A 24,849-nucleotide genomic window follows, 5' to 3' on the forward strand; every position below is an offset into this window, starting at 1 on the left:
TTAAATTAGCGCTAATTAAGGCGTTGAATACAGCATTTTGCTGCAATAATGCAAACATTATTGTGGCGTAATATGAAAAGAGGATTAGCCAAAGTAGCGCTCGTTGTCGGCCACATTTCGAGTCACAACCGCATTAGCGGCAATAATCGCGTTATGGCCGATCTTAATACCGGGAAGGATCTTGGCACCGCCCCCAATCCAGACTTTGTTTCCAATCGTAATCGGACGAGCAAAACACTCGCCAGAGGCACGCTGCTCAGCGTCTCTAGGATGATCCACCGTATAAAGGTGGACACCAGGGCCGATTAATACATCGTCACCGATATGGATCTTGGCGCTGTCTAAGAATATGCATTGGAAATTAATAAAAACACGTTCACCCAGATGAATCTGCGAACCATAGTCACATTGAAAGCCCGGCTCAATCACCACGCTGCCAAATTCGGCAAGCAAGCGTGTCACATGACGAAGGTTACCCTTGCTTGGGTGAGCATTGAACTTAGCACACGCAAGGCGAGCGGCTTCGCGTCGTAATCTAAGATCAAGATCGATCCCATTGAATGATTCACCTAGAACCATTTTTTCAAACTCTGTCCGTTCAGTCATATACCGTCTTTTTAAAAAATGTATCTCGAAAGTAAACAAAAAACGCGGCCTAAGCCGCGTTTTTAACGTTCACTATAATGACAAGCTGATTAAAGCATAGACGCCAAAGTGACTTCTAGTTTAGCCTGATCCGCTGCGAAGTTACGAATGCCTTCAGACAGTTTCTCTGTTGCCATTGCGTCTTCGTTCATTGCCCAACGGAATGCTGTTTCTGTGATTGCTGCAGGAGCAGGTTTCACATCCGTAGTTGGCACCAATTTACGCTCAAGTTTGCCTTCGTCTTTTTTCAACTCTTCAAGCAGGTTAGGGCTGATAGTTAAACGGTCACAACCAGCGAGTTGCTCGATTTCGCCGATGTTACGGAAGCTCGCGCCCATCACAACGGTTTTGTAGCCGTGTTGCTTGTAGTAATTGTAGATTTCAGTAACAGAGACTACACCTGGATCTGTTTCTGCAGTGTATTCTTGGCCAGTCGATTTTTTGTACCAATCAAGGATACGACCAACGAATGGAGAGATCAGGTAAACGCCCGCTTCAGCACAGGCTTGCGCTTGAGCGAAAGAGAAAAGCAATGTCAGGTTACAGTTAATGCCTTCTTTTTCTAGCTCTTCTGCGGCTTTAATACCTTCCCAAGTCGACGCGGCTTTGATTAGAACGCGGTCACGAGACACACCAGCTTCTTCATAAAGGGCGATCAATTTACGAGCTTTCGCTAGTGTCGCTTCTTTGTCAAAAGACAAACGCGCATCCACTTCAGTTGAAATACGGCCTGGAACATATTTTAGAATTTCAGTACCAATGATCACTGCAAGCTTGTCACCAGCGTCTAGGATTTGCTGGTCTTTATCGTTGCTTTGCGTTTTTGCCCAAGCAATCGCTTGATCAAGGAAAGGAGCGTACTCTGGAATTTGTGCAGCTTTAAGCATCAAAGATGGGTTAGTTGTCGCATCTTGTGGTAAAAAATCTTTGATTGCCGTGATATCACCGGTGTCGGCCACAATGGTCGTGAACTCTTTTAATTGAGATAACTTATTGCTCATTGCTCTTATCCTTTGCGTTGATGATTTTTGACCAATTCAATGGCCTCTAATAATACATTTACCTTTGCGTCAGCTTTGTGACCATTTTCAGATAGGTAGCGACGGAACTGTTTGCCGCCGGCTTCGCCCTGAAAAATACCCAAAATATGTCGGGTTAGGTGCATCAAGCGTTCGCCTTCTTCTAACTTGCGTTCAACATAAGGAACGAAAGCTTCTAGTGCCTCGTAGCGATCATGAACCAACGGCTGACCGCCAAATAATACTTCGTCGACTTGGCTTAAAATCCAAGGGTTGTGATAAGCCTCGCGGCCAACCATCACACCATCGACATGTGCTAATTGTTCTTGACACTCTTCTAATGTTTTTATGCCACCGTTTAGAATGATTTCAAGGTCAGGGAAGTCTTTCTTCAACTGATGTACATAATGATATTTGAGCGGCGGTACTTCACGATTTTCTTTCGGACTCAAGCCTTCCAAAATCGCATTGCGAGCGTGGACAATAAACGTCTTTACACCCGTTGTTGCCACATCACCGACAAAATCCCGTACTACGCTGTAATCTTCTTGGTCGTCTAAACCAATGCGATGTTTGATCGTCACCGGAATATCGCAGTTATCCTGCATGGCGCGCATGGCATCTTTTACCTTATCTGGGTAAGCCATCAAACACGCACCGATTAAACTGTTTTGTACTCTGTCACTTGGGCAACCCACATTAAGGTTAACCTCATCAAAGCCAGCTTGCTGCGCCATTTTTGCGCATTTACCCAATGCAATCGCGTCAGATCCACCTAATTGCAACGCAATTGGGTGCTCGCAACCATCATGACGTAAGAATCTTTCAGGATGATTACCTTGCAGTAACGCTCCAGTGGTCACCATCTCTGTATAAAGCAGCGTATTCTTGCTAAGTGTTCTAGCGAAAACTCGGTAATCGGACGTAGTCCAGTCCATCATGGGCGCAATGGAAAATCGACGATCAAGCTCAGCGCTTGAATTTACTGGGTTAGACCCATTATCTAGTGACATTCTTCTACTATCGAATTAATTCAAAAAAGCGTCGCGACATAAGAGAGCAACTCCCTGCGACTGATGCACAACATTATGTCATAAAATTACAAGATATCTAAGAGTCTGAGGGAAACATTGAGGTCTATTGGTGATAAATAAAGCGACCCGTTGTCCTTCCATCTAAAAAAGTCGTCGAAATGGTCCAAGCCATCCTCACTTTCCTAATAAAAAAGCAACAGCTTAAAACACCAGACTGGATAAACGACAACATCGACCGCATGAAAGACTGCGCCCAACGCAGCTTTGTATAGGGTTTGGGGTCAGATAAAAAAACAAACTATTTTTCATCTGACCCCAATAGATTCATCCACCTAACACCGACAGGCAACCCAAGTTACGACCAACAACTCAGCGACCAAGTGATAGAACGCCTTAAGGCAGAATTTGCCCAAGGCATGATGGGCAACATGGACGTCGCCACAAGGGCGGATGGGAGCTTGACGGATAAGCGAACGAGTTAATGTCTAACCTTACCTACCGTTTTGGTAGGTCAGGTCGGCACTTTCTAAGCCGCTTGTGTGGCGGTAAATGGGGGTCGGTGAAATGCAGACCCCCTATAAATGCTTCTAAGCCGCGTGTGCAGCAGTCAATTATCAAGGAGGAACGAATCGTTCCTCCTTGAAATCATAGGTGCAGGGCGTGATGGGCGTGGCTGCTAGGGATAGACGGTTTATTGTTTGTTGTTCTGGTTAAAAGTAAAAAAGGCTCTTAGAATCAATAGATAAAATTTTTCGGTTTCGTATTAATGTACTTTGGTTGAATATGTATACGCGTATGCGCACTATTTGAATGTTATGCTTTTGAGGAGAGTAAGTGTCGATTCTAGATGAAGTTCAAACGGAAACATGGCACATTTTGGTTTCCATTTATTCGTACCAAAGGTTGATTGAGGCTCTTTCAAGTAGCCCTACCAGATATGATTTTGCTAATAATCTTGTTGGTATTAATTCATTAGCTGAGATGATAGTCATACGAACGGCGAGGTTGGTTGATACACGAAAAGATGCACGTTCAATATCAATGGTTCTTAAAAGGTGTAGCTTTGGAATCAACAATGAAGCTGTAACAACGGCAGCAGATAATTTTAGAAGCAAGGCTGATCCCGTAGTAAAAATACGTCATGAAAAAATTGCCCATATGAAGCCTGGCACTCTGAGCCACTATCCTGTTAAGCCTTTAGCTTCGGAATTAATCTCTGCCATTGAGGCTCTTTTAGATTTTCTGGATACTGCGAGAGGTAAAGAGGTTTCGTATAATTATAAAGTTGGCTCTAAAGAAGCAATTATCGATTTAAGGGAATCTCTAAAGTGCGGTTACACAGTATATTCCTAATCAATATATGTAATAATGCATGTGTGCTATTTAATTTTTACGGTGGTTGAGTATGAACTCTCTAGTAAAATTTTCTGAGGAAATTAGACTGGTTTTTGAGCAAAATAAAGATCATATAGATCTCCCGTTTTTCTATAGCTTTCCAGTAAACTCATGTGAAAGTTCAGCATGTATTCACGGGGTTTTTTTAAAGGATAAGTTTCCGAATATAAAAATAGAAGTTTTGCATGGATATAACGAAGATAACGATGAAAATCATTATTGGTTAGAGATAGATGGTCTTGTATTTGATATTACTTGTGACCAATTTGACGGTGTTTCTATGCCAATCTATGGCTATTTAACACATCCGATGAGTGATTATTTTAATCATGTTGAACGTTTTACAATAATTGATTTTGTGATTAATTATCTTGATGCTGTTGTAGATGTTGAGGTTTTTAGTAGAAATAAAAGCAATATAAAGAAATGGCTGGGTGTAAATACATAATAAGATGATTAAATAGTGTATAACGGTTATAAGCGTTAATAGGGCAGAGATTTCAATAAATTTTTTTAATTTATTAATATTTGTGTCTTGATAAAGTGATATTTATCAAGATCCTGATTGTTTTTAAATAATTTTCACTATACTAAATGAGTGTTATTTTAATTAAATGTTAGGCGACAGGAGGTAATGTTGAATTCATTTTTCAATTTGGATATAGAGTCGTCTTTTAATGGATTAAAACATCTGGAGTTTTGTGATAATGGCCCATTACACAACCCCATTAAAGATCAAAGCATTAAATTCGATAAGCTAGGCAAACTTATTTTAACTACTATTGCAGAAGGTGATTCATCTACAGACAGAGTTAAGGAAACTGCGATTAAGTCCCCAATATGAGACAATGCCGATCTGACCATTACCTCAAGACCGAATGACATGAATCAGCTTTCCTTCGCCGATACCGAATTTACCAGCAAACGCCGCAAGACTCGCAAAGAGCTCTTCCTTGGTCGGATGAATGAGCTGATTCCATGGCTACAGCTCGAAGCTCAGATTGAGCCGTTTTACCCAAAAGCTGGCAATGGTCGGCGTCCATACCCTCTCGCTACCATGCTACGCATTCACTTTATGCAGAACTGGTACAACATGAGTGATCCAGCGATGGAAGATGCCCTTTACGAGATCACCTCTATGCGGCTGTTTGCTGGCCTATCATTAGAAGGTGCGATCCCAGACCACACGACCATCATGAATTTCCGTCACCTGCTTGAGAAGCATAAGCTGGGTCGTAAACTCTTCAAAGAAGTAAACAAATGGCTGTCTGATTCTGGCACCTACTTTAAAGAAGGGACAATCGTTGATGCGACGATTATTGAGGCAGCAAGTTCCACCAAAAATAAATCTAATGCACGCGATCCCGAAATGCACCAAACGCAAAAGGGAAAACAATGGTTCTTTGGCATGAAAGCTCACATCGGTGTTGATGCAAAGCGTGGGTTAGTTCACAGCTTCACCACGACGCCTGCCAATGATCACGATTTAAACCAGTTGACGGAACTTCTTCATGGCAATGAGTCATTTGTATCGGCGGACTCTGGCTACCGTGGCGTAGAAAAGCGCACAGAAACAAAAGATAAGAATGTCGATTGGTTAGTAGCTGAGATGCCCAGCAAGATACGTGCTTGGAAAAAGCACCCCCGCCTCAACAAGCAGCTGATCCGAACGGAATACTTAAAGGCGAGTATCCGAGCGAAAGTCGAGCACCCGTTTAGAATACTGAAATGCCAGTTTGGGTTCCGCAAAGTCGTCTACAAAGGCCTGTCTAAAAATGACAACAAACTCGCCGTGCTGTTTGCACTTGGAAATTTGTTACGAGTAGATCAGATGATACGTTCTGCACGGGGTTAATCCGTCCAAATAACGGTTGTAAGGTGCTTGAAGTACCTTACAAGTGGGTTAAGTGGTGATTAAATGTCGCTTCTGAGGAAATACTGTCACAAGCTGAAAGTCAGCTAAAAATTGTCTTACTTGTTCGTATGTTCCTTAAACACCGAGTTGGAACTGTTAGGATCAATAATGATAAAGCAGTTCTTCAATCTGATTATGGAATAGAGGTAGAGCTTAGAGGTGTTCAACCTTTTAACCATTCAAGAAATACAAATTATAAGCTAAATACAAGTGAGTTGGTTGAAAATAGTGAAGTAAACGAATTATATTGTAGGTATTTGGATCAAAGTGAAGGTTATATCCAAATTCAATATATTTCAAATATTCAATCTAATTATATTTTTCCTGACTCGGTAGATGAGAAGGTTGAAAGTATAAATAAAGTGTTTATTGAGGATGATGAACATGAAGGGGTTACTGTTGAGCATATTGAAAATAGAGAAGGGTTAAGTCGTTCTGCGTTATCCTTGAATATTGGTGGCATAAAGTTATATGTGGTTAGTGTAAAAGGGAATGATATCAATAGTGGCGTTATTGTTTATAAAACTGTCCAGAATTCTGAGGTTCGAGAAAGAATAAGAAATTGTGTCTCATTTTGTTTAGGTAAAAGAATAAGATATCATGGCTATATTGTTTTAAATAAAGACTATAAGTATGTAGAAGTTTCATATTTATCCAATAGATTTAAAAACTTAGACGACGAATATACTGCATTGATGCCCGCACCATTAGGCATGTTCAATTTCCAATTAAGCAGTAATGAAACTAATAGGCTTGCAAATGCTTTATATGATAATTATGAAAAATATAACCTGAGACATATTCTATGGGGATATTGGTATGCTCTTGAAGCTCCTTTGCATATGGCTGGAGTTCATTTTGGTGCATGCATAGAAGCGTTTCAATCTGCTTATGTTTCGGTACATTCAGAATGCTTTTCCAAAAAATTAATTGATAAATCTAAATGGAAAAGTTTTAGGGAGCAGGTTTTAAAAGTTGTTGATGAATTAAACATATCAGAGCAAGAGCTTAAGGTTTTTGAAAACAAAATAGCTAATCTAAATCAAACACCACAAAGCGTAATAACAGATCGATTTTTTTTAGAGCTAGGAATAAAATTGAGTGATTTAGAAAATTCGGCATGGAAGGAGAGAAATAATGCGGCTCATGGTAAATCATCAGGCGAAGATTTTAAAACACAAATTAGAAATATAAAAATTCTAAAGTGCCTGCTTCATAGAATGTTATTGATAGCAACTAAAGGAAGCGATTCTTATTTTGATTACTATAGTTATGGTTCACCAGTTAGAGCATTGAATGATTCAATCGTGGAGCCAATCACCTGATAATTGGGGTCAGAGTAAAATTAAATTAAATTAACCACCTTTCAAACTCGATCATATCAAGGTTTTGGTGGTTGCTCTGCTATTTATCCGCGGCCCCAACCTCGAACTCGTCGACCTAATTCAAGCCGTCCGCATGTACCAAACCCAAATCGCCCAACTCCGCACACCAGACTGGGTAAACGACAACATCACCCGCGTCTAGATAATTGGGGTCAGAGTAAAATCAAATTTAATTAGAATAACCACCTTTCAAACTCGGTCATATCAAGGTTTTGGTGGTTGCTCTGCTATTTATCCGCGGCCCCAACCTCGAACTCGTCGACTTAATCCAAGCCGTCCGCATGTATCAAACCCAAATCGTCCAACTCCGCACACCAGACTGGGTAAACGACAACATCACCCGCATGAAAGACCTCGCCCAACACAACTTAACGGACTTCTAAACGGCGATCAACTAAAGCCCACGTGGGCTTTAGTTGTTATTAATGTACTAAGAAGATAAATTGTTTTAATAGTTAAATTTATTCAAATATTAAGCTGTGAGGGATTATGGGTATTACAGAGCAAGAACAGACTCTATTTAACGAATGGAGTGTAAACCGAGAAGATTTTGTTGTTGATGGTGTCGTATCAGAAACCGACTATCTCAATTCAAAAGTGAAGTTGTGTTTTGTTTTGAAAGAAGTGAATGACGAAGGCGGCGGTGGCTGGGATCTTCGAGAATTTATTCGTAATGGTGCTCGCTCCCAAACATGGAACAACATCACTCGATGGGTGCAATGCATTCAAAAAAAAGATGAGGATGTTGATTGGAAATTGTTAGGTGAAATAACTGAAGCTGATAGAATAAATTTTTTAAAATCAATTTGCGCTATGAATTTAAAAAAATCGCCCGGTGGTCATACTACTGTTCGTGCCAGTTTCGATACAGTTGTTACTGAAGATAAAATTTTCATTAAAAATCAATATGATATATACAATCCTGGTATAACGGTATGTTGTGGTACTGGTTGGGATTTGCGTAATGTCTTAGATCTATATGATGGGAAAGTCTTTGAAACTTCTAGGGGAATCAAGTGGTTTAAAAACCATCAAAATAACCCTGTGATTATGTTTGCCCATCCAGCAGCTCGAGTGCAAGACTCTTTGCTTGTGTATGGTTTAATTGATGCTATACGTGAGATTACACTTAAGGTTAAAGCATTAGCATGAGAACAGAAGAGATATCAATATGAGAATTTAGGTAGTAGTTTTGAGCCAGATGAGAATAAGCAATGTTTCATCTGGCCTCATTCTTAATGATTTATAAGCACTTACTCGCCCATATCACACCCACGAACTCAGGATGATCGATAAACGGATTACGGTTGCCTTGTAGCTCTTGTACTCGGTCGTTACGGCGTTTTTCAAAGTCGGTGACGGCAAATTCATCATTCCATTTAACCAGCGTGCAAAGGTCGCCTATGGATGGCTGGCCGCTTTGTTTCTCGTTGCTGTCTAATATGATCAGGTCTGGCATGTTTTCAGGTGAAGCGTCGTCGCCAGCTTCGTAGCGTGTTGCCATGTAGAAGACCATACGGGCGATTTGGCCTTTGGCGCGGTCGGTTGGCTCAAACGATTCATTGGCTTTGTCTACATAGGTGCCACTGAATACTTTACTGCCATTGCCTAGGGTATCGTAGAAAGGATCGCCGCCCATGTCGTAACCATAGTTACTGTGAGCGCCGTTAATGTTCCGATCGGCAGGGCGTAGGTGGTGCAAGTCGGTGTACCCATCTTGGCTTTGTTTTTTGAATCCTCGCGACTTTGGCCAAACGTGTTCTCGGTCCCAAGAATCGTTATTGGATTTACCACGGTTTGCCTGGTTAATGTGTCTGGCTTCATCTAGGTAAAGCATTTGCACTAGGCCACATTTTGGCGCGTCATCAGGACAGGCGGAATCGGTGTAAACCAAGGCTTCCCATACGTCTATCTTCTTGCCATCGTACCAATCTGTATTACCACTTTGCGTATACTTAAGCGGCTTCTGACCATCTATGATGGAGTGCAGCTTCGATTTCAACGCGTCACCAGATAGCCCTTCCGTTCCATCGTAGTAACCCGCCAATACAATTTCCGAAAACAACATCAGAAACACAAAAAAACAGCGACGCATGGCACATTTCCTGAGGAATAAGATAGGCAGGATTGTAGGGCCGTTTGCTGTCAGTAATGCGTTTGGATTTGCAGTGTTTTGTGAGTAAGTGTATGGGTTGTATGAGGTTTGTGTGACAGCTTTGTGGTGTTATCTGAATGGCATTTTCGAGTTTGTAGTTATGAGGTTAATTTAGGTGTGATCTACTTTCTTAAGCATGATTCTCTAATATCCAGTAAATATGCAAGCTTGTCGTTTGGGGTTTTATCTTGGTGTCATACCCTTATAGTAATAGGTAAGCCTTTAAAAGGCGGTGGCGTTTTAATATTCGCGTCTCGTTCCTTGAAACGTAGAAGGAGGCAGGTTATGAGTAAAACTCTCGTTATAGGTGCAAGTGGTCAAATTGGTCAGTTGATAACGAAGACACTTGTTGAGTCAAAAGAAGTTGCTCGTGCTCTGGTGCGAGATAAAAGTAAGCTGGATGAATTTAAAGGCAGTGAGCTGGAGATAGTCGAGGCTGATCTTGAAGAAGATTTTAGTCATGCATTTGATGGTATTGATAATGTGATTTTTGTGGCTGGTTCTGGTGGTTCAACAGGTGCGGATAAAACCTTGCTGATTGATTTGTGGGCTGCTAAAAAAGCCGTCGACTATGCACAAAAAACCAATATTAAACAGTTTATTATGTTGAGCAGTATTGGTGCTGACGACCCAGATGCCATGGAGTCTGACATTAAGCCCTACTTAGTGGCTAAGCACATGGCGGATCAATACCTGATGGCGTCTGGTGTGCCATACACCATTGTTCGTCCTGGCCCATTAACGAATGATGAAGGCGAAGGGAAGATTACCACTAGACGACCAACCACCATAAAAGAAATGAAGATTCCACGAGCCGATGTTGCTAAATCAATTTTATATATTCTGAGTAGAGAAGATTTAAACGGTAAAATATTTGAGCTGTTTAATGGGTCATATGACATAGACACCATATTGTCTATAGAGTTTGATCTTAGTTGATATGTCTCGTCCTAAAATACGTTAATAGCCCAATGCTCTATTTAGGCATTGGGCTATTTTTTATTGGCCACTGTTGTTCGAGTGGTTTTAGGCCTAAATTCAGGTAATAAGTGATACAGCACTAAGTAGGTTCTGTTTCACTGAGTTGCTCGCTTTTCGATTGCTGTAATTTTTCGGCTTGAATGCGTTTGTATATTTCTTCCCTGTGAACGCTTATTTTTTTCGGGGCTGTAATGCCTATGCGTACTTGCGTACCTTGGATTCCTAATACCGTGACTTCCATATCATCACCGATATTAATCGTTTCACCTGGGTGTCGAGTTATGACTAGCATGATTCCTATCCTTTGGTTGTTGTCGACCACGTCAAGTTACAGTTTTTATTGTTAGCTAGTCAACAGTCTAAGTTGTTTTGTTATGAAAAAAAACCACTGCGCTAGTATGAAGAGGATGGCTTGTACATAGTTTAGAACATTATTCGGGCTTGGGTCACAACCCCTACAATCTGTAGATCATTAGCCACTTCAATAGGCCTGTAGTTTGAATTAAGTGGCGTTAAGTAAGTGCGAACCGCGTCTACGACAAATTTTTTAAAGGTTACGTCTTTGCTGTCTGCTAATTTCGCAACGATCAAATCACCACTATTTGCCGTTAAGGTAGGTTCAACAAGAATAAAATACCCTTCAGGGACGCTAATGCCAGATGATGACATCATGTTGTCGCCAATCACTTTTAGCCAAAATGCCGTTGCAGATACCGTGTCTGTTACTTCTAGGTGTTTTAGCTTTAAAGATTCTAACTCGCCTATGTTCGGCCATTGTGCAGCTTGTTGGGCGGTAATGATGGGTCTTAGGTTATTTTTAAAGGGCTGTGAGGTTTGATCATCATTGATGTAGTGAGAGGTGTTTTCTCTTACTTCATTTGTTGTGCCCAGTAACAGCCATTCTGCATCGCAATCAAGCGCTTTGGCTAAATTGAGTAGCTTTCGCGGGTTTTGTGTTCTGCCATCTTCGATTTTTTGCAAAGACTGCTGTGAAATGCCAACGCGCTTGGCTAGCTCTGATTGAGTTAGTCTAAGGTCGGTTCGTTTTTGTTTAACGCGTTCTGAGATGCTCATAAGGTGAATAATTACAACTTTATCTGTATTTGACAAACAATAAAAGCTGTTATCAAATACAGTAAAGGTTGTTAAGGAGGTTATATGTCAGCCATTGCAAAAGCAGTCGAAATTGTAGGGAGTCAAACTGCACTCGCGCACATCTTAGGAGTTAAGCAAGCTCACGTTTGGAACTGGTTGCACATCCATAAGCGTTCGCCGGCAAAATACATCCGGTGCATCTCCCTGGCAACGAGGGGGCAGGTTAGTGAAAGTGATTTACTGAAAGATCATGAGCTTTAGTATTTGAATTTGTGAATTTTGGGCTAGATGAAAAATAGCGCCTAGCCTTCATCGACTCCAAACAGCACAACTAGCAAAAACACCTTCCCGCAACCACCGAAAGCATTGATATTCAATGTTTTTTATCACAATTGATCACGTCATTCGGTGGTTTTTTCGGTTTAGTTGTTACTTAGTTCTGCAACAGAATTAAACGGAGGATGCACCGCCGCCGCCATCAATACGGTAGTAGGCGCCAGTGATAAAGGAAGCGTCGTCAGACGCTAGGAAGTACATTAAGTTGGCTATCTCATCGGCTCTTGCATAGCGTTTTAATGGTACTGCGGCTTCGAAGGCTTCTCTCGCTTCTTTTTCATGGCCTTTCGCTGAATTTGTTTCAATGGAGCGCATCATTGCTGTATCGACACCGGAAGGAGCGACGGAATTGACTCGGATATTATAAGGCGCTGCCTCAAGAGCGGCGGTTTTGCTTAAGCCGATTAAAGCGTGTTTAGATGAAACATAGGCGCTCATGCCCGGTGCGCCTAGTAATCCGCCATTGGATGCTGTGTTCACAATGACACCACTTTTTTGCCCCATCATTGTTTTCATCACATATTTTAGTCCAAGGAAGGCACCAATCAGGTTTACGTCCATTACTTTTTTGTAGTTTTCTACGGTCTGATCAACAATGTTAGCAAAATCGCCATTAATACCTGCGTTGTTTACAAAAACATCAATTTTGCCAAATTTATCCAATGTTTTTTGTACGTAATTCTCGACATCTTTTTCGTTAGACACATCGCCGTCTATTAATAGCGTTTCTCCATTGATCTCAGCAGAGATTTTCTCTAAGGCTTCTTTTGATAGGTCAACTAATGCGAGATGTGCTCCAGCGGCGGCAAATTTTTTCGCTGCGGCAATACCAATGCCGCCAGCGGCACCGGTTATTAGTACGACTTTATTTTCAAAGCTCATAAACTTCTCCTGTGAAATTAGAATGTATCTATACGGAAATAGCCTTTTGTTAAATGTTTATAACCTTTTCACCATAACGAAATTTATCCGAGGATTTGTGGTTAAAATAAGTAAAGAATCTGAAAGGAGCATTTTTATCGATTCTTCTGTATCAAGACTTATTTAATGTCTTTAGCAGGTGTTTGGCGCTAGGGCGGGTAGTGTTTTTTGCGGTTCAAGGAAGGTTTGTTGATTTTCGGCAAAGCTCTGTTCAGATGGAAAAAAGTCATAAAAATGCTCCTCTTGATAATTGATCGGAACAATTCATCAAAGTCGGCTAGTATCATCGTTGTGGAAAGTGATTACGGCTCTAATTTTTTAGTGTTGTTTGCTCGCAACTCAACAAGCACAGTGTCTATGCTCCTAAGTTTACGAATCTAGCTAAATAGTTCATTAACATAGTAATTTCAGGGTTAATTTAGCAAAAAAAATGCAATTTTAATGGTCTAATTGTTGCGGTATTGCCCATGGCGTTGATACGGGCAAGTTTTTGGAATGTTAAACAAAATGTAAACATTTAGACTTGTAACTAATAATTTTTGTCTTTATGCTAAATAAACGTTAAGTCGTTCTTCAACAACGATTTACGATTGTGTTTAACAACAGAGAGCCATTATGGTCACAAAACTCGAAGTTAAAAACCTATATAAAATTTTTGGAGAACATCCCAAGAAAGCATTGAAGATGCTTGATAAAGGCATAAACAAGGACGAAATTTTTAAAAAGACGGGTCAAACAGTTGGTGTAAAGAACGCCAGTTTGGCTATTAATGAAGGTGAAATCTTTGTTGTAATGGGGCTTTCGGGTTCTGGTAAATCAACCCTCGTTCGTTTATTAAACCGTCTTATTGAACCTACCCAGGGCCAAGTGTTAATTGACGGCCACGATATTACTAAAGTGGATGATAAAGAATTACGCGACATTCGCCGTAGTAAAATCAGTATGGTCTTCCAGTCATTTGCATTAATGCCTCACATGAATGTGCTCGATAATACGGCTTTTGGTTTAGAGCTTTCCGGCGTCAATGTACAAGAGCGTCATGAAAAAGCCCGCAATGCATTGGCTCAAGTTGGTTTGGAATCTCACGCAAATAGTTACCCTGACGAACTGTCTGGAGGTATGCAGCAGCGTGTTGGTCTTGCTAGGGCATTAACCAATAACCCTGATATTCTTCTTATGGACGAGGCATTTTCAGCGCTCGATCCACTTATTCGAACAGAAATGCAGGATGAGCTAGTCCGCTTGCAGTCCGAGCACCAGCGTACTGTAGTGTTTATTTCACATGACCTTGATGAGGCTATGCGTATCGGCGATCGAATTGCCATCATGCAAGGTGGTGAAGTTGTTCAGGTCGGAACACCAGATGATATTTTGCATAATCCTGCGAATGATTATGTCCGCTCCTTCTTCAAAGGCGTTGATGTTAGTAATGTTTTCTGCGCTAGAGATATTGCTTCTAGATCCAGTCTTACTCTTATTAAGAAAGATTCTAGCGAGGGGCTTATAACCGGTTTGAAATTGTTAAATGAAAATGAGCGTGACTATGGTTATGTCATTGATAAAAGCCAGCGATTTTTAGGAGTGGTATCTACTATTTCACTGCAAGATGTGATTAAGAATAAGCAGACGCTTTCTGAGGCTATTATTGATGATATTCAACCGATTGCTGCAGATACTTCTATCGGGGATATTATTTCGATTGTGGCTCACTCTCCGTGTGCTGTGCCGGTTGTTGATGATCAGCAGAAGTACGTAGGTGTTATCAGTAAAGCTCGTTTACTAGAAACATTGGATAAGGAGGCTTCTGTATGAGTACCGAATCAAATCCTTGGGCAACCCCGTCAGACGACACGGGTGCAGCGGAATCGACAGCCAGTAACCCTTGGGGTGGCGCTGCATCGACTCAAAATTCAGATGCTATGTCTATGTCAGCTAGTGGCACGCCTGTCGAGCAAACGGATTTTAGTTTACTTCATCCTTTTCAAGACGTTTGGATTCCACTTGATAGCTGGATTGAAACGGGTGTTAGCTGGGTAGTAACGAATTTCCGTCCTTTCTTTACCGCTGTTAAAGCGCCAGTAGATGCTACTTTGACAGCGGTTGATAGTACATTTAATGCTGCGCCTCCGCTGCTTGTTATTGCGTTGTTCGGTTTGATTGCTTGGCAATTGTCTGGTCGACGTTTGGCGATAGGCTCTGTAGTTGGCTTGATAACGCTTGGTGCAATTGGTGCTTGGCAAGAATCGATGACAACCTTGGCTCTAGTGGTAACTTCCGTCCTGTTCTGTATCGTACTGGGGATTCCGACTGGCATTGCCATGGCGCGGAGTGATCGCGCAGCCAAAGTGATTCGTCCGATTCTGGATATCATGCAAACAACACCAGCCTTCGTGTATCTGGTTCCAATCGTTATGTTGTTCGGTATTGGTAATGTTCCTGGGGTTATCGTGACTATTATCTTTGCTGTCGCGCCCGTTATTCGCTTAACGAACCTAGGTATTCGACAAGTACCCAGTGACTTGATAGAAGCAGCAAACTCGTTTGGTGCAGATAAGAAACAGATGTTGTTCAAAGTTCAATTGCCACTTGCTATGCCGACTATCATGGCTGGTGTTAACCAAACGCTAATGCTTGGTTTGTCTATGGTGGTAATTGCATCGATGATTTCGGTCGGTGGTTTAGGTTTGATGGTGTTACGAGGTATTGGCCGTTTAGATATTGGTCTCGCGACTATCGGTGGTATAGGTATTGTTATTCTCGCTGTTATCTTAGATCGCATGACTCAATCACTTGGACAAGATGCTCGTCAGCGTGGCACTCGTCATTGGTATGAAACTGGACCAATTGGCCTATTGCTCGCTTTTAAAAAATGAAAATCAAAACGGTTACACTAAACTCATTCAAAGGAGATGTTCCAATGAAAAAGGTAGTTACATTAACTTCACTTGCCGCACTGTTTAGCGGTGCTGTCCTAGCCGATGGTCACTTGCCTGGCGAAGGTGTCAAAGTCACAGCGGTACAAAGCCCAATCGCAGAAGAAACATTTCAAACAATAGTTGTTAACAAAGCGCTAGAAAAATTGGGCTACGACGTACAGCCAATTAAAGAGGTTGACTATAGTGCTGGTTATACATCTGTTGCGAATGGTGATGCACAGTTCCTCGCAGTGAACTGGTACCCTCTGCATAATGCTATGTACAAAAATGCCGGTGGTGATGACAAGTTTTATCGCGGTGGCAACTATATAGAAGGGGCGGCGCAAGGCTACCTAATTGATAAGAAAACCGCAGACAAATACAAGATTACCAATATCGCTGATTTCAAAAAGCCTGAAATTGCGGCTTTATTTGATACCAATGGTGATGGTAAAGCAGACCTAACGGGCTGTCAGGCTGGTTGGGGTTGTGAAGGCGTTATTGAGCATCAGCTAGATGCATTCAACTTGCGTGATAAGATTACTCATAATCAAGGTCAATATGCAGCGATTATTTCTGACACGATTGCTCGCTACAATGAAGGTGAGTCGATCTTTTATTACACTTGGACGCCTTATTGGGTATCCGGCAAGCTTGTTCCAGGTCGTGATGTTGTATGGTTAGAAGTGCCTTATTCTTCGAATCCGAACAACACAGACACTGCGCTTCCAAATGGTAAAAACTACGGTTTTGACATCAACAGCGAGCGAATTGTTGCAAACAAAGCCTTTGCTGAAGCCAACCCTGCTGCTGAAAAATTATTTGAGATCATGAAATTACCTATTAATGCAGTAAGTGCTCAGAATATGCTGATTGCAGATGGTGAGGATTCTCAGCGTGAGATGGATATCCATGCTGATAAATGGATCAGTGCTAATCAAGCGACATTTGATGGCTGGATCTCAGAAGCCAAAAAAGCGGCGAAGTAAAATACTTTGTTAATCAGTTTTTGATTTGTCTGGATTCTATTTGAGATAAAAAAATAGACAGCTAGAAGGTCAATATCTTGATGATGGTAATACTAAAGGATGCTGTATTTATACAGTGTCCTTTTTTGCGTCTGCTGCTAATTTTTATGTTGAATATTGACTGCTAGTAGTCAAAAAAAACGCCTTTCATTACCGAATAATGAAAGGCGTGTTTGGCCATCCGGCCTAGTGGTTTACCGTCACCTCAGAGCCCTCTGAGGTGACGATCTGGTCACCCGTCACTCGGTTGTTCTCCCGGTGGTATTTGGGCTTTCTCGTTGTTTTGACTTTCTAGGTCTTGCTTGCCGGCCAAAGGGCGGATTTGTCCGTTGTCGCGGTAGAAACCAATGTCTTTTAAGTAATGGTCATCAAGCTGACGAAACAGCTGGTTCGTACGGCGAGCTTCGAAGTATTCTTTAGCGGCGTTGAATAGGGCGATGATACTCATAAGTTTTCTCCAAAATATACATTTAATAGTGTGTTTTGGCGGAACTTACGGGGTGATTTCTTACAGAGGTGACCGCGTAAATTCCGCGGTCAATGGTGTATTACACAGGCATTGAACACGTGGACAAAGTTTTGCGTACTCGATTATTACAGCGAGTCGCCATGGAAGAAGTAGAATGATTTAGCGTATAAATTGTCATTTTGCTTCTCCTTAACTTTGAGGTTTATTCATTGCGTTATGCATTGTGTAATATTTGCTCGTTTGAGCTCCTTAATTGAGCCTTTTTTCGTGACTTATGTCAATTACTTATATTGAAATAACGGTTCTTTTTTTAAAAACTATAAATACACTCTTGAATGCAAAAAAACAGTTTGTTTATGTCGGTATTGTGGGTGTGTTTTGCTGTACAATTCTTCGCGATTTTCCTGTGCTCTTTTTATAGTTAACAAATGTAGTAAGTGACCTCATGGCGACGAAAGCAACAATTTACAAAGCATCGGTTCAAGTGTCTGATATGGATCGGAACCATTACCAAAGTTATGAATTAACCTTGGCATTACACCCTTCTGAAACCGAAGAGCGCATGATGGTGCGTTTGGCGGCGTTTGCCTTGTTGGCTGATGAGAAAGAGGGTGGCGAGCAACTGAGTTTCAGTAAAGGTATTAGTACTGAAGACGAGCCAGATCTTTGGCAGAAAAATTACTCAGACGAAATTTTGCTTTGGGTCGAGTTAGGTCAGCCAGACGAGAAGCGTTTGCGCAAAGCCTGTGGTCGCGCTCAAAACGTCGTTGTAGTGAATTACAACGATAAGTCCGATATTTGGTGGGAACAAAACAAAGGCAAGAATAGCCGTTTTGATAACATGCGAGTATTGCGTTTCCCAGAAGCTCAAGTTGAAGCGTTAGCGAAGATCTGTACTCGTTCTATGCAATTGAATGTAACCATTCAAGACAGCGAAATGTGGATCTCTGGTGAGCTAGGCGAATGCCAGATGACACCTATGTGGCGAGGCGAGCAATAAGCTCACCTTCCACCACGATGTGCAGTTTACAGTGTTACGCCTTGTGCAAAGTGCGTTGGAACAGCGCAACCGCTTTGTTGTAACACTCTAAGGCGAGGGCAGGGTCGTAACGATCGCCTTCGTCGCGCATGAAAGCATGCTGGCCGTTGAATTCATGCCAAGTGAATAAGCGGTTAGTATCGATCAATTGCTGGTAAATCTTCTGGCGTCCTTCCGTAGAAACATGCGGGTCTTGTTTGCCCCACACCATAGTGATTTCGCCTTGAATTTCTTTTGTGCGAGTAAAAGAGTCGTTACCTTCATCGCAAGGAATGGTATTCGAATGAATGTCTGTTGCGTACAAGCAAAAAGCCGCTTGGATGCGAGGATTTAATGCCGCACGATATGCCAAATGGCCTCCTAAACAAACGCCCATGGTGCCAAATTGCCCCGTGCAATAATCTTGCTGTTCGAAATATTCCAGCATAGCCACGGTGTCGCTGTCGTGCGCTTCTAGGGTTTTGGTGAATTTGTCCGCGTTGCCTTTGTCTTTGCCTTCATCGTCATAGCCCAAGACTGTGCCGATTGGGTTAAGTTCATGAAACACTTCTGGCACAATCACCACAAAACCATGGCCAGCCATAATCGCAGCAGAGCGGGCAATTGGTGCGGTTTGTTGGAAAATCTCAGAGTAGAAAAAGATACAAGGAAAGCGACCTTCTGCTTGAGGGCGATAAACCGTGCAGCGCATGGTGCCGGTTGGCGTGTTAATATCTTGATCGTGACGTTGAATGATCATGGTAATCCTTAAAGCGATTTGTCATTTTCCTACATGATATTCGACCCAACTGGGATGAGCCAGCCGCAAAGCTTTCAAATAGACATAAAAGCTCTTAAATAGATAAAAAACTAAATTTAACCAACGAGTAGAAAGAAATCGTGCGAATTTTATTGATCAGTGCTTACGAAGCTAGCAGCCATAAAGCCTGGGCAAATACCTTGATGAATGGTTTAGATCAGCATGAATGGAGTTACTTGTCTCTGCCTGCTCGACATTTTGCGTGGCGGATTCGCGGTAACGCCATGAGTTTTGCGTTTGATCCGCAATTTAAACCTCAGATAGAGCAAGAGTACGATTTGGTCATTGCGACGTCGATGACAGACTGTGTCGGTTTAAAAGCCTTTTGCCCAAACTTACAGAACATTCCTTGGGTGCTGTATTTTCATGAAAATCAATTTGCCTATCCTGCCAGCGACAAACAGCAAGGCTTGGTGGAAATGCAGATGGTCACCTTGTACAGCGCCTTGGCTGCTGACCTGTGCGTGTTTAATAGCGCATTCAATAAAGACTCTTTCTTTGGTGGGGCGCAGGCCTTGTTAAAGAAACTGCCTGATTACGTCTCGCCAGATTGGTTAAATGACATAGAAGCCAAATCCCAAGTGCTTGCTGTGCCTTTGGATATGCCTACTTCAATCGAGTCTTTAGTAGAGACGAGTTTAGCGTCAGAAATAGAGGAGAGTGGAAAACTCCCTGAGCCTATCAAATTGGTTTGGTCGGCGCGTTGGGAATTTGACAAAGGGCCTGATCGATTACTGGCTATGCTAGAAGAACTAGAGCGCCGCAAGCTAGACTATGAAATTGCCATTCTTGGCGAACAGTTTCGTTCTATTCCAAAAGAATTTGATCAGATTCAAGCCAAGTTTGCTCATCGAATCACACAGTTTGGCTTTGCACCAAGTCGGGCGGATTATCTAGGTTTTCTTGCGTCATCAGACATTGTGCTTTCTACCGCATTGCATGAATTCCAAGGCCTTGCTGTGCTAGAAGCGGTCGCGCTGGGTTGTGTGCCAGTGCTGCCAGACCGACAGGTTTATCCAGAGCTGTTTGGCAATCACCTAAACGAAAAGCTGTATCTTTATCATAGCGATTTGAAAGATATTCAAAGCGAAGCCGAGCGAGCAGTGGACTTGATTCTGCGTGTTGTTAGGGATGATGTGAAAGCGCCAGATGTTAGCCATTACCAAGCCGAAAACTTACTAAAAAAATATGATGAGCTTATTGATCAGCACGGATGTCAAAATGATTATGTATAGACAACTTGGCTAATCTGTATTTTATCAAGCACTTATTGTTTCTGTTTTTCTCTACATTATTTATGAATCAAAATGGCGCGTAATGCTTTATATTGCGCCTATTTTGTGCGATATTCCTATGGTTGATGCCTTAAAAATAAAAACAAATTCACTTTAATCGTAAGAAAGAAGAGCAAATCCACGTCATTTTAATATGTATATACATGTTGGTATGTATGTTGCTTTTTAGCTTATGATTAATAACCTTCTCATAGGAAGTCTTCATATGAATGCTACAGATCCAAAGTCAGGAGCGGTGTCTCCACTGTCTCTTCTTAAACTCATTGCCTATAGCTGCATTGGTCTTTTTGTCTTTTTCATTCCGATCAATATCGGTGGGAAAGAAACCATTCCGCTTGATCATATTGTGTCTTGGCTCCGTAATGATTACGGTCAAATGGCTGAGGTTTACGCTATTTTAGTGGTGTTGGCTGGTGGTGCTTATCCTTTTATCTCGGGTAACTGGAAAGCCAGTAAAACGCAAACGGTGTTGTCTATTTTTAAAGTCTTGGGCGTCGTCACTGCGATAATGGCGTTTTTCTCCGTCGGGCCTGCCTTTTTATTTGAAAAAGACATGCTGCCTTTCTTGTTTAGTAAATTGGTGGTGCCGGTTGGTCTGATTGTACCGATTGGTGCGGTATTTCTAGCCTTTCTGATTGGTTACGGTTTGCTTGAATTTGCCGGTGTGCTTTTACAGCCGATTATGAAGCCTCTGTTTAAGACGCCAGGTAAATCAGCGATTGATGCGGTTGCGTCCTTTGTAGGTAGTTATTCTATTGGCTTGTTGATTACCAATCGTGTTTATAAGTCTGGCCAATATTCCGCGAAAGAAGCGGCGATTATTGCGACTGGTTTTTCTACCGTCTCGGCAACCTTTATGGTGATTGTGGCGAAAACACTGGGCTTGATGGATGTTTGGAACGTCTTTTTCTGGGCCACTTTATTGATCACTTTTGTAGTGACAGCCATTACAGTACGCATTTTTCCGCTTAGCAAAATGGACGACACGGCAGAAAGCCGTGAAGTCGAAAAGTTCGAGCATTCGCGCTTCAAACAAGCGGCATTGGAAGGGTTGGATGTGGCGAAAAATGCCGCGCCCATTGGTCGTAATATCCTGCAAAACATCAAAGAAGGCATGTTAATGGCAATGAGCATTTTGCCTTCTATTATGTCGGTTGGTTTGTGTGGCTTGTTATTGGCGAAATACACGCCAGTGTTTGAGTGGATTGGTTACCTGTTTTACCCATTCGCATGGATCGCCCAGTTGCCAGATCCAATGATGGTGGCGACAGCGTCGGCTACTGGTTTGGCAGAAATGTTCTTGCCTGCGTTAATTGCAGCGAAAAGCGTGTTTGTTGTGAAGTTTGTCGTTGGTGTAGTGTCTATCTCATCCATACTTTTCTTCTCTGCATCGATTCCTTGTATCTTGTCGACCGAGATCCCATTGAATATTAAACAAATGTTGATTGTTTGGTATCAGCGTGTGGCTTTAACGATCCTCATTGCTTCACCTGTAGCATTTTGGGCTGAGTCGTTTGTTCAGTAATCAATAAATAGTCGCTTCACTGCTATTCAACTATGAGCAATAGATAGCGATAGAAAAATACACTAAAACACACCTAATTGGCGCTTCTACATCAATTTGGTGTGTTTTATCTTTCCTTTCAAAATGTCGAATTTCTTCAATTAATGCTGATCAGCTATCGCTAGGATTGGGCTTCAAATTTTTTCTTTGGAGATCTCAATATGTTAAAACGTATCAACTATTATGCTGCTGCTCCACAAGTGTTCGAGTTGTTGTTCAAGCAAGAAGAAATTTTAAGCAAACAATTTGCGGATATACCAAGCTTAGGTAAAACTATTTTGGAGTTAGTGAAGCTTCGTGTCTCACAAATAAACCAATGTGCTTTTTGTTTGGATATGCACAGTACGCAAGCATTTGAAATGGGTGAGACGTACGAGCGAATGATAGCTTTGAATGCGTGGCAAGATTCACCGCTATTTTCTGAGCAAGAACGTCAGGCTTTGGCTTGGGTGGAGCATCTTATCGCAGGTCATTCTGTTGGGGACGGTCATTATGAAGAAATGCTGGCAAATTTTGGTGAATCTGGATTAACTCATTTAACCATTGCTATAAATGCTATTTCTAGTTGGAACAGAATAGTAAAAGTATTTAAACCTGAAGTAGGTAGCTTTCGCTGAACAAGCGGTTTGCCTCCACCAGTAAATGAGAGGACTAATATGTTATCGCCCTTGTTGTTTGATATTCGCTTTCCGCAAGGGCCACTTTCTCTGTGGGTACAGGCTATTTGGTCGGCACAAATCCCAATGGATCAACAGGGTGTTACGCGTCGATTGGTTGCTGATGCAGGTAGTGGAATATTGTTCAATCTTGGAGAGCCGATACGGGTTGATCAAGAAGTTTGGAATGAACCAGTGATATTTCAATCAACCAATCGGCAGGCGCATATTATTCATTTACCCACTGGTGCTAATTTAGTTGGTGTGCGTTTTCAGCCCGGAATGGGTGGCTTGTTGCAGACGGAGTTAGCTGCGCTGGAAGGCAATATTGGCTCATGGCAATCGTCTGAATTTATCCAATCTTTATTGGTTCAGTTAAAAAGTATTTTAAGTGTAGAAGAACGTATTAATTTATTGGATAAGGCTTTCGATCACGTTACTTCAGGATCGACATATGATCATGACCCAGTAGTGAAAGCCATAGAATTGCTTCAACAATCTTCCCGAGTTGATTTGTTAGATAGCCTTCCTCTTAGTCAGCGTCAAATAGAACGTCAGTTTCAAACTCGTTTGAGTATGTCTCCAAAATACTTCCAACGCTTGAGAAGAGTTCGAGCGGTTTTGTTGGCTCTAAAAATGGAAGAAAATCATGTCAAACTGGCTGAACTCGCTGTCGAATACGGTTTTTCTGATCAAGCGCACATGACACGTGAATGTCAGTTAATCGCAGGTATTACGCCAAAGCGTTTTATGAAAAGCAGGTTATTACGCTAACGGGTTTATTTTCAATGGTGCCTACCGTCAAGTTTGCTATGATTCCAGCATGAAATCAAAACTGCAACTTACCGCTATTTATCTGCCTGTTTTCCTAGTGTTGTGGCTGGGGCTTTTCCTCGATAGCAAAGCATTGGCGGAGCACATTCCGTTTAATCAATGGATCACTAATTTCTTGGTATTGATCTGTTTTGCCTGGGTTTATTCTCGTGTTACGGCAAGAATCAAAAAGCTGATGTTGTATGGCATTGCTTTGGCTTTGCTGGGGGAGGTGGTGTTTTCTATCGTGCTGGGAATGTACGAATATCGGCTTGAGAATGTCCCTATTTATGTGCCTCTTGGTCACAGTCTTATTTATGCCGCTGTGTTTTATATCCAAAAAGAAAAAATTATCCAGCGTAATAAGGCACGTATTATTTCGATTTTGTATTGGGCAATGATCGCCTATTCGAGCCTTTGGCTGCTGTTCGACCAGGATGTATTTGGCTTCCTTTGTATGTTGGTGATTGTGCTGCTGTTAAGAAAGAAAACGGGCAATGAGCTGTTTTTTCTTATCATGTTTTTCATGGTGGTGTATTTGGAATTGCTGGGAACTTATTACCAGTGCTGGTTTTGGCCCGACACCTGGTTCGGTAAGGTGCCTTTCATTGCGAGTAGTAATCCGCCGAGTGGCATTAGCGTGTTTTATTTTGGTTTCGATATTGGCTGTTTATGGATGTATAAAAAACTGAATAGACAAAAATGGAACCGCATGAAGATACTTAGACAAATCCGGTCTTCATAGCAAAAAAAAGAGTCACGTTATTGGCGTGACTCTTTTTTGTCTAAACTTTGCTTTAACGCTTATAGATCAGCTTCAATCGATGCAACAAGTGCGTCGTCTTTCGGCGTCACATCTGGAGAGAAACGCTCAACTTTGCCATCTTTGGTGATCAAAAACTTCTCAAAGTTCCAAACTACTTCTGGTGCCTTTGTCGCTTCGATTTTATGACCTGCCAACATGTTAACCATAGCATCGCGATTTGGTGTAACCGGTGCTGCTGTAATCAAGCCTTTGTATAAAGGATGCTTGTCTTCGCCAGTGACAGTAATTTTGCTAAACATTGGGAAGGTTACATCGTAGGTAAGGCTGCAAAACTGTTGAATTTCTTCATCGCTACCTGGTTCTTGACCTGCAAAATCGTTGGCAGGGAAGCCTAGGATTTCTAAACCTTGCTCGTGGTATTTTTTGTACAAGGCTTCAAGACCTTCGTACTGTGGCGTTAGCCCACATTTAGACGCAACGTTAACCACCAAAACGGTTTTGCCTTGGTAAGTCGATAGATCAACACTTTTGCCTTGGATGTCATTAACTGTCAAATCTAATACGTGACTCATGGAAACCTCTTATAGATGATAAAAACTAATTTTAAAAATCCATTTAAGCATA

At 41.8% G+C, this 24,849-nt stretch carries 27 protein-coding genes; 17 read left to right on the forward strand and 10 right to left on the reverse strand.

Features of this window, described 5'->3' with window-relative positions:
• Positions 1-84: 84 nt before the first annotated feature.
• The 3 genes from JSY38_RS17690 to dusA all read right to left on the reverse strand — a co-directional run bounded on the left by JSY38_RS17690 (position 85) and on the right by dusA (position 2,677).
• On the reverse strand, positions 85-606 hold the full coding sequence (locus tag JSY38_RS17690; protein ID WP_205114488.1) for a sugar O-acetyltransferase: 522 nt from the start codon (positions 604-606) through the stop codon (positions 85-87).
• 89 nt (positions 607-695) lie between these two features.
• Positions 696-1,646, reverse strand: a complete 951-nt coding sequence (gene tal / locus JSY38_RS17695; protein WP_114412194.1) for a transaldolase — start codon at positions 1,644-1,646, stop codon at positions 696-698.
• 5 nt (positions 1,647-1,651) lie between these two features.
• Entirely contained in the window at positions 1,652-2,677 is a 1,026-nt protein-coding gene (dusA, locus tag JSY38_RS17700) for a tRNA dihydrouridine(20/20a) synthase DusA (protein ID WP_205114491.1), read from the reverse strand.
• A 296-nt stretch (positions 2,678-2,973) separates the two neighbouring features.
• Between dusA and JSY38_RS17705 the strand changes: the two genes are divergently transcribed.
• The 6 genes from JSY38_RS17705 to JSY38_RS17730 all read left to right on the forward strand — a co-directional run bounded on the left by JSY38_RS17705 (position 2,974) and on the right by JSY38_RS17730 (position 8,545).
• On the forward strand, positions 2,974-3,180 hold the full coding sequence (locus JSY38_RS17705) for a hypothetical protein (protein WP_205114492.1): 207 nt from the start codon (positions 2,974-2,976) through the stop codon (positions 3,178-3,180).
• A gap of 352 nt (positions 3,181-3,532) precedes the next feature.
• Complete coding sequence (locus tag JSY38_RS17710) at positions 3,533-4,051, forward strand: hypothetical protein (protein ID WP_205114495.1); 519 nt, start codon at positions 3,533-3,535, stop codon at positions 4,049-4,051.
• Between the two features lie 52 nt (positions 4,052-4,103).
• On the forward strand, positions 4,104-4,541 hold the full coding sequence (locus JSY38_RS17715) for a hypothetical protein (RefSeq protein ID WP_205114497.1): 438 nt from the start codon (positions 4,104-4,106) through the stop codon (positions 4,539-4,541).
• A gap of 435 nt (positions 4,542-4,976) precedes the next feature.
• Entirely contained in the window at positions 4,977-5,948 is a 972-nt protein-coding gene (locus tag JSY38_RS17720; RefSeq protein ID WP_067038543.1) for an IS5 family transposase, read from the forward strand.
• Between the two features lie 128 nt (positions 5,949-6,076).
• Entirely contained in the window at positions 6,077-7,333 is a 1,257-nt protein-coding gene (locus tag JSY38_RS17725; protein WP_205114499.1) for a hypothetical protein, read from the forward strand.
• A gap of 549 nt (positions 7,334-7,882) precedes the next feature.
• Positions 7,883-8,545 (forward strand): hypothetical protein, encoded by a 663-nt coding sequence (locus JSY38_RS17730; protein ID WP_205114501.1) that lies wholly within the window; start codon positions 7,883-7,885, stop codon positions 8,543-8,545.
• Positions 8,546-8,636: 91 nt separating this feature from the next.
• Here the strand turns inward: JSY38_RS17730 and JSY38_RS17735 are convergent, their stop codons facing one another.
• Positions 8,637-9,488 (reverse strand): endonuclease I family protein, encoded by an 852-nt coding sequence (locus JSY38_RS17735; protein WP_205114503.1) that lies wholly within the window; start codon positions 9,486-9,488, stop codon positions 8,637-8,639.
• 345 nt (positions 9,489-9,833) lie between these two features.
• Between JSY38_RS17735 and JSY38_RS17740 the strand changes: the two genes are divergently transcribed.
• Positions 9,834-10,487: an SDR family oxidoreductase gene (locus tag JSY38_RS17740; protein WP_205114505.1), complete on the forward strand. Its 654-nt coding sequence runs from the start codon at positions 9,834-9,836 to the stop codon at positions 10,485-10,487.
• Positions 10,488-10,608: 121 nt separating this feature from the next.
• On the opposite strand, the gene csrA is transcribed toward JSY38_RS17740, so the two are convergent.
• Positions 10,609-10,821 (reverse strand): carbon storage regulator CsrA, encoded by a 213-nt coding sequence (gene csrA / locus JSY38_RS17745; RefSeq protein WP_205114507.1) that lies wholly within the window; start codon positions 10,819-10,821, stop codon positions 10,609-10,611.
• Positions 10,822-10,952: 131 nt separating this feature from the next.
• Entirely contained in the window at positions 10,953-11,603 is a 651-nt protein-coding gene (locus JSY38_RS17750; RefSeq protein ID WP_205114509.1) for a LexA family protein, read from the reverse strand.
• Between the two features lie 84 nt (positions 11,604-11,687).
• Between JSY38_RS17750 and JSY38_RS17755 the strand changes: the two genes are divergently transcribed.
• A complete protein-coding gene (locus JSY38_RS17755; RefSeq protein WP_205114511.1) occupies positions 11,688-11,885 on the forward strand; it encodes a helix-turn-helix domain-containing protein in 198 nt (65 codons plus the stop codon).
• A 189-nt stretch (positions 11,886-12,074) separates the two neighbouring features.
• Here JSY38_RS17755 and JSY38_RS17760 read toward each other — a convergent pair whose 3' ends face one another.
• Positions 12,075-12,842, reverse strand: a complete 768-nt coding sequence (locus tag JSY38_RS17760; RefSeq protein ID WP_205114512.1) for an SDR family NAD(P)-dependent oxidoreductase — start codon at positions 12,840-12,842, stop codon at positions 12,075-12,077.
• Positions 12,843-13,496: 654 nt separating this feature from the next.
• On the opposite strand from JSY38_RS17760, the gene proV reads away from it, so the two are divergent.
• Genes proV through proX form a run of 3 tightly spaced genes read left to right on the forward strand, consistent with a single transcriptional unit; the run spans position 13,497 to position 16,785 of the window.
• Complete coding sequence (proV, locus tag JSY38_RS17765) at positions 13,497-14,693, forward strand: glycine betaine/L-proline ABC transporter ATP-binding protein ProV (protein WP_114413360.1); 1,197 nt, start codon at positions 13,497-13,499, stop codon at positions 14,691-14,693.
• Positions 14,690-15,754 (forward strand): glycine betaine/L-proline ABC transporter permease ProW, encoded by a 1,065-nt coding sequence (gene proW / locus JSY38_RS17770; RefSeq protein WP_205114513.1) that lies wholly within the window; start codon positions 14,690-14,692, stop codon positions 15,752-15,754. The genes proV and proW overlap by 4 nt, the downstream gene beginning before the upstream one ends.
• A gap of 44 nt (positions 15,755-15,798) precedes the next feature.
• The gene (proX, locus tag JSY38_RS17775) at positions 15,799-16,785 is read left to right on the forward strand and encodes a glycine betaine/L-proline ABC transporter substrate-binding protein ProX (protein ID WP_114413362.1); all 987 of its coding nucleotides are present in this window, start codon (positions 15,799-15,801) and stop codon (positions 16,783-16,785) included.
• Positions 16,786-17,056: 271 nt separating this feature from the next.
• Here proX and JSY38_RS17780 read toward each other — a convergent pair whose 3' ends face one another.
• Positions 17,057-17,272, reverse strand: a complete 216-nt coding sequence (locus JSY38_RS17780; RefSeq protein ID WP_205114514.1) for a DUF1127 domain-containing protein — start codon at positions 17,270-17,272, stop codon at positions 17,057-17,059.
• A gap of 466 nt (positions 17,273-17,738) precedes the next feature.
• Here JSY38_RS17780 and JSY38_RS17785 point away from each other — a divergent pair, with 466 nt between their 5' ends.
• Positions 17,739-18,293 carry a YaeQ family protein gene (locus JSY38_RS17785; RefSeq protein ID WP_205114515.1) on the forward strand — a complete coding sequence of 185 codons (555 nt, stop codon included), beginning with the start codon at positions 17,739-17,741 and terminating at the stop codon, positions 18,291-18,293.
• 34 nt (positions 18,294-18,327) lie between these two features.
• Here the strand turns inward: JSY38_RS17785 and JSY38_RS17790 are convergent, their stop codons facing one another.
• Positions 18,328-19,071, reverse strand: coding sequence for a dienelactone hydrolase family protein (locus tag JSY38_RS17790; protein WP_114413365.1), 744 nt, complete (start codon positions 19,069-19,071; stop codon positions 18,328-18,330).
• Positions 19,072-19,211: 140 nt separating this feature from the next.
• Here JSY38_RS17790 and JSY38_RS17795 point away from each other — a divergent pair, with 140 nt between their 5' ends.
• From JSY38_RS17795 to JSY38_RS17815, 5 genes are all read left to right on the forward strand, one after another.
• Positions 19,212-20,366, forward strand: coding sequence for a tRNA-queuosine alpha-mannosyltransferase domain-containing protein (locus tag JSY38_RS17795; protein ID WP_205114516.1), 1,155 nt, complete (start codon positions 19,212-19,214; stop codon positions 20,364-20,366).
• A gap of 265 nt (positions 20,367-20,631) precedes the next feature.
• Positions 20,632-21,951, forward strand: coding sequence for a YjiH family protein (locus tag JSY38_RS17800; protein WP_205114517.1), 1,320 nt, complete (start codon positions 20,632-20,634; stop codon positions 21,949-21,951).
• Positions 21,952-22,151: 200 nt separating this feature from the next.
• Complete coding sequence (locus JSY38_RS17805; protein ID WP_205114518.1) at positions 22,152-22,607, forward strand: carboxymuconolactone decarboxylase family protein; 456 nt, start codon at positions 22,152-22,154, stop codon at positions 22,605-22,607.
• A gap of 39 nt (positions 22,608-22,646) precedes the next feature.
• Entirely contained in the window at positions 22,647-23,420 is a 774-nt protein-coding gene (locus tag JSY38_RS17810) for a helix-turn-helix domain-containing protein (RefSeq protein ID WP_205114519.1), read from the forward strand.
• Positions 23,421-23,469: 49 nt separating this feature from the next.
• Positions 23,470-24,204 carry a hypothetical protein gene (locus tag JSY38_RS17815; protein ID WP_205114520.1) on the forward strand — a complete coding sequence of 245 codons (735 nt, stop codon included), beginning with the start codon at positions 23,470-23,472 and terminating at the stop codon, positions 24,202-24,204.
• Between the two features lie 59 nt (positions 24,205-24,263).
• Here JSY38_RS17815 and JSY38_RS17820 read toward each other — a convergent pair whose 3' ends face one another.
• A complete protein-coding gene (locus JSY38_RS17820; protein WP_239544041.1) occupies positions 24,264-24,797 on the reverse strand; it encodes a glutathione peroxidase in 534 nt (177 codons plus the stop codon).
• Between the last annotated feature and the right edge of the window lie 52 nt (positions 24,798-24,849).

It is taken from the genome of Marinomonas foliarum (genome assembly GCF_016906065.1).
GTDB classification, from domain to species: Bacteria; Pseudomonadota; Gammaproteobacteria; order Pseudomonadales; family Marinomonadaceae; genus Marinomonas; species Marinomonas foliarum.

Excerpts from the sequence above, each read along its gene's own strand:
- JSY38_RS17690 (WP_205114488.1), bottom strand. The coding sequence starts at position 606 with ATGACTGAACGGACAGAGTTTGAAAAAATGGTTCTAGGTGAATCATTC.
- tal (WP_114412194.1), bottom strand. The coding sequence starts at position 1,646 with ATGAGCAATAAGTTATCTCAATTAAAAGAGTTCACGACCATTGTGGCC.
- dusA (WP_205114491.1), bottom strand. The coding sequence starts at position 2,677 with ATGTCACTAGATAATGGGTCTAACCCAGTAAATTCAAGCGCTGAGCTT.
- JSY38_RS17715 (WP_205114497.1), top strand. The coding sequence starts at position 4,104 with ATGAACTCTCTAGTAAAATTTTCTGAGGAAATTAGACTGGTTTTTGAG.
- JSY38_RS17720 (WP_067038543.1), top strand. The coding sequence starts at position 4,977 with ATGAATCAGCTTTCCTTCGCCGATACCGAATTTACCAGCAAACGCCGC.
- JSY38_RS17725 (WP_205114499.1), top strand. The coding sequence starts at position 6,077 with ATGTTCCTTAAACACCGAGTTGGAACTGTTAGGATCAATAATGATAAA.
- JSY38_RS17730 (WP_205114501.1), top strand. The coding sequence starts at position 7,883 with ATGGGTATTACAGAGCAAGAACAGACTCTATTTAACGAATGGAGTGTA.
- JSY38_RS17735 (WP_205114503.1), bottom strand. The coding sequence starts at position 9,488 with ATGCGTCGCTGTTTTTTTGTGTTTCTGATGTTGTTTTCGGAAATTGTA.
- JSY38_RS17740 (WP_205114505.1), top strand. The coding sequence starts at position 9,834 with ATGAGTAAAACTCTCGTTATAGGTGCAAGTGGTCAAATTGGTCAGTTG.
- csrA (WP_205114507.1), bottom strand. The coding sequence starts at position 10,821 with ATGCTAGTCATAACTCGACACCCAGGTGAAACGATTAATATCGGTGAT.
- JSY38_RS17750 (WP_205114509.1), bottom strand. The coding sequence starts at position 11,603 with ATGAGCATCTCAGAACGCGTTAAACAAAAACGAACCGACCTTAGACTA.
- JSY38_RS17755 (WP_205114511.1), top strand. The coding sequence starts at position 11,688 with ATGTCAGCCATTGCAAAAGCAGTCGAAATTGTAGGGAGTCAAACTGCA.
- JSY38_RS17760 (WP_205114512.1), bottom strand. The coding sequence starts at position 12,842 with ATGAGCTTTGAAAATAAAGTCGTACTAATAACCGGTGCCGCTGGCGGC.
- proV (WP_114413360.1), top strand. The coding sequence starts at position 13,497 with ATGGTCACAAAACTCGAAGTTAAAAACCTATATAAAATTTTTGGAGAA.
- proW (WP_205114513.1), top strand. The coding sequence starts at position 14,690 with ATGAGTACCGAATCAAATCCTTGGGCAACCCCGTCAGACGACACGGGT.
- proX (WP_114413362.1), top strand. The coding sequence starts at position 15,799 with ATGAAAAAGGTAGTTACATTAACTTCACTTGCCGCACTGTTTAGCGGT.
- JSY38_RS17780 (WP_205114514.1), bottom strand. The coding sequence starts at position 17,272 with ATGAGTATCATCGCCCTATTCAACGCCGCTAAAGAATACTTCGAAGCT.
- JSY38_RS17785 (WP_205114515.1), top strand. The coding sequence starts at position 17,739 with ATGGCGACGAAAGCAACAATTTACAAAGCATCGGTTCAAGTGTCTGAT.
- JSY38_RS17790 (WP_114413365.1), bottom strand. The coding sequence starts at position 19,071 with ATGATCATTCAACGTCACGATCAAGATATTAACACGCCAACCGGCACC.
- JSY38_RS17800 (WP_205114517.1), top strand. The coding sequence starts at position 20,632 with ATGAATGCTACAGATCCAAAGTCAGGAGCGGTGTCTCCACTGTCTCTT.
- JSY38_RS17805 (WP_205114518.1), top strand. The coding sequence starts at position 22,152 with ATGTTAAAACGTATCAACTATTATGCTGCTGCTCCACAAGTGTTCGAG.
- JSY38_RS17810 (WP_205114519.1), top strand. The coding sequence starts at position 22,647 with ATGTTATCGCCCTTGTTGTTTGATATTCGCTTTCCGCAAGGGCCACTT.
- JSY38_RS17815 (WP_205114520.1), top strand. The coding sequence starts at position 23,470 with ATGAAATCAAAACTGCAACTTACCGCTATTTATCTGCCTGTTTTCCTA.
- JSY38_RS17820 (WP_239544041.1), bottom strand. The coding sequence starts at position 24,797 with ATGAGTCACGTATTAGATTTGACAGTTAATGACATCCAAGGCAAAAGT.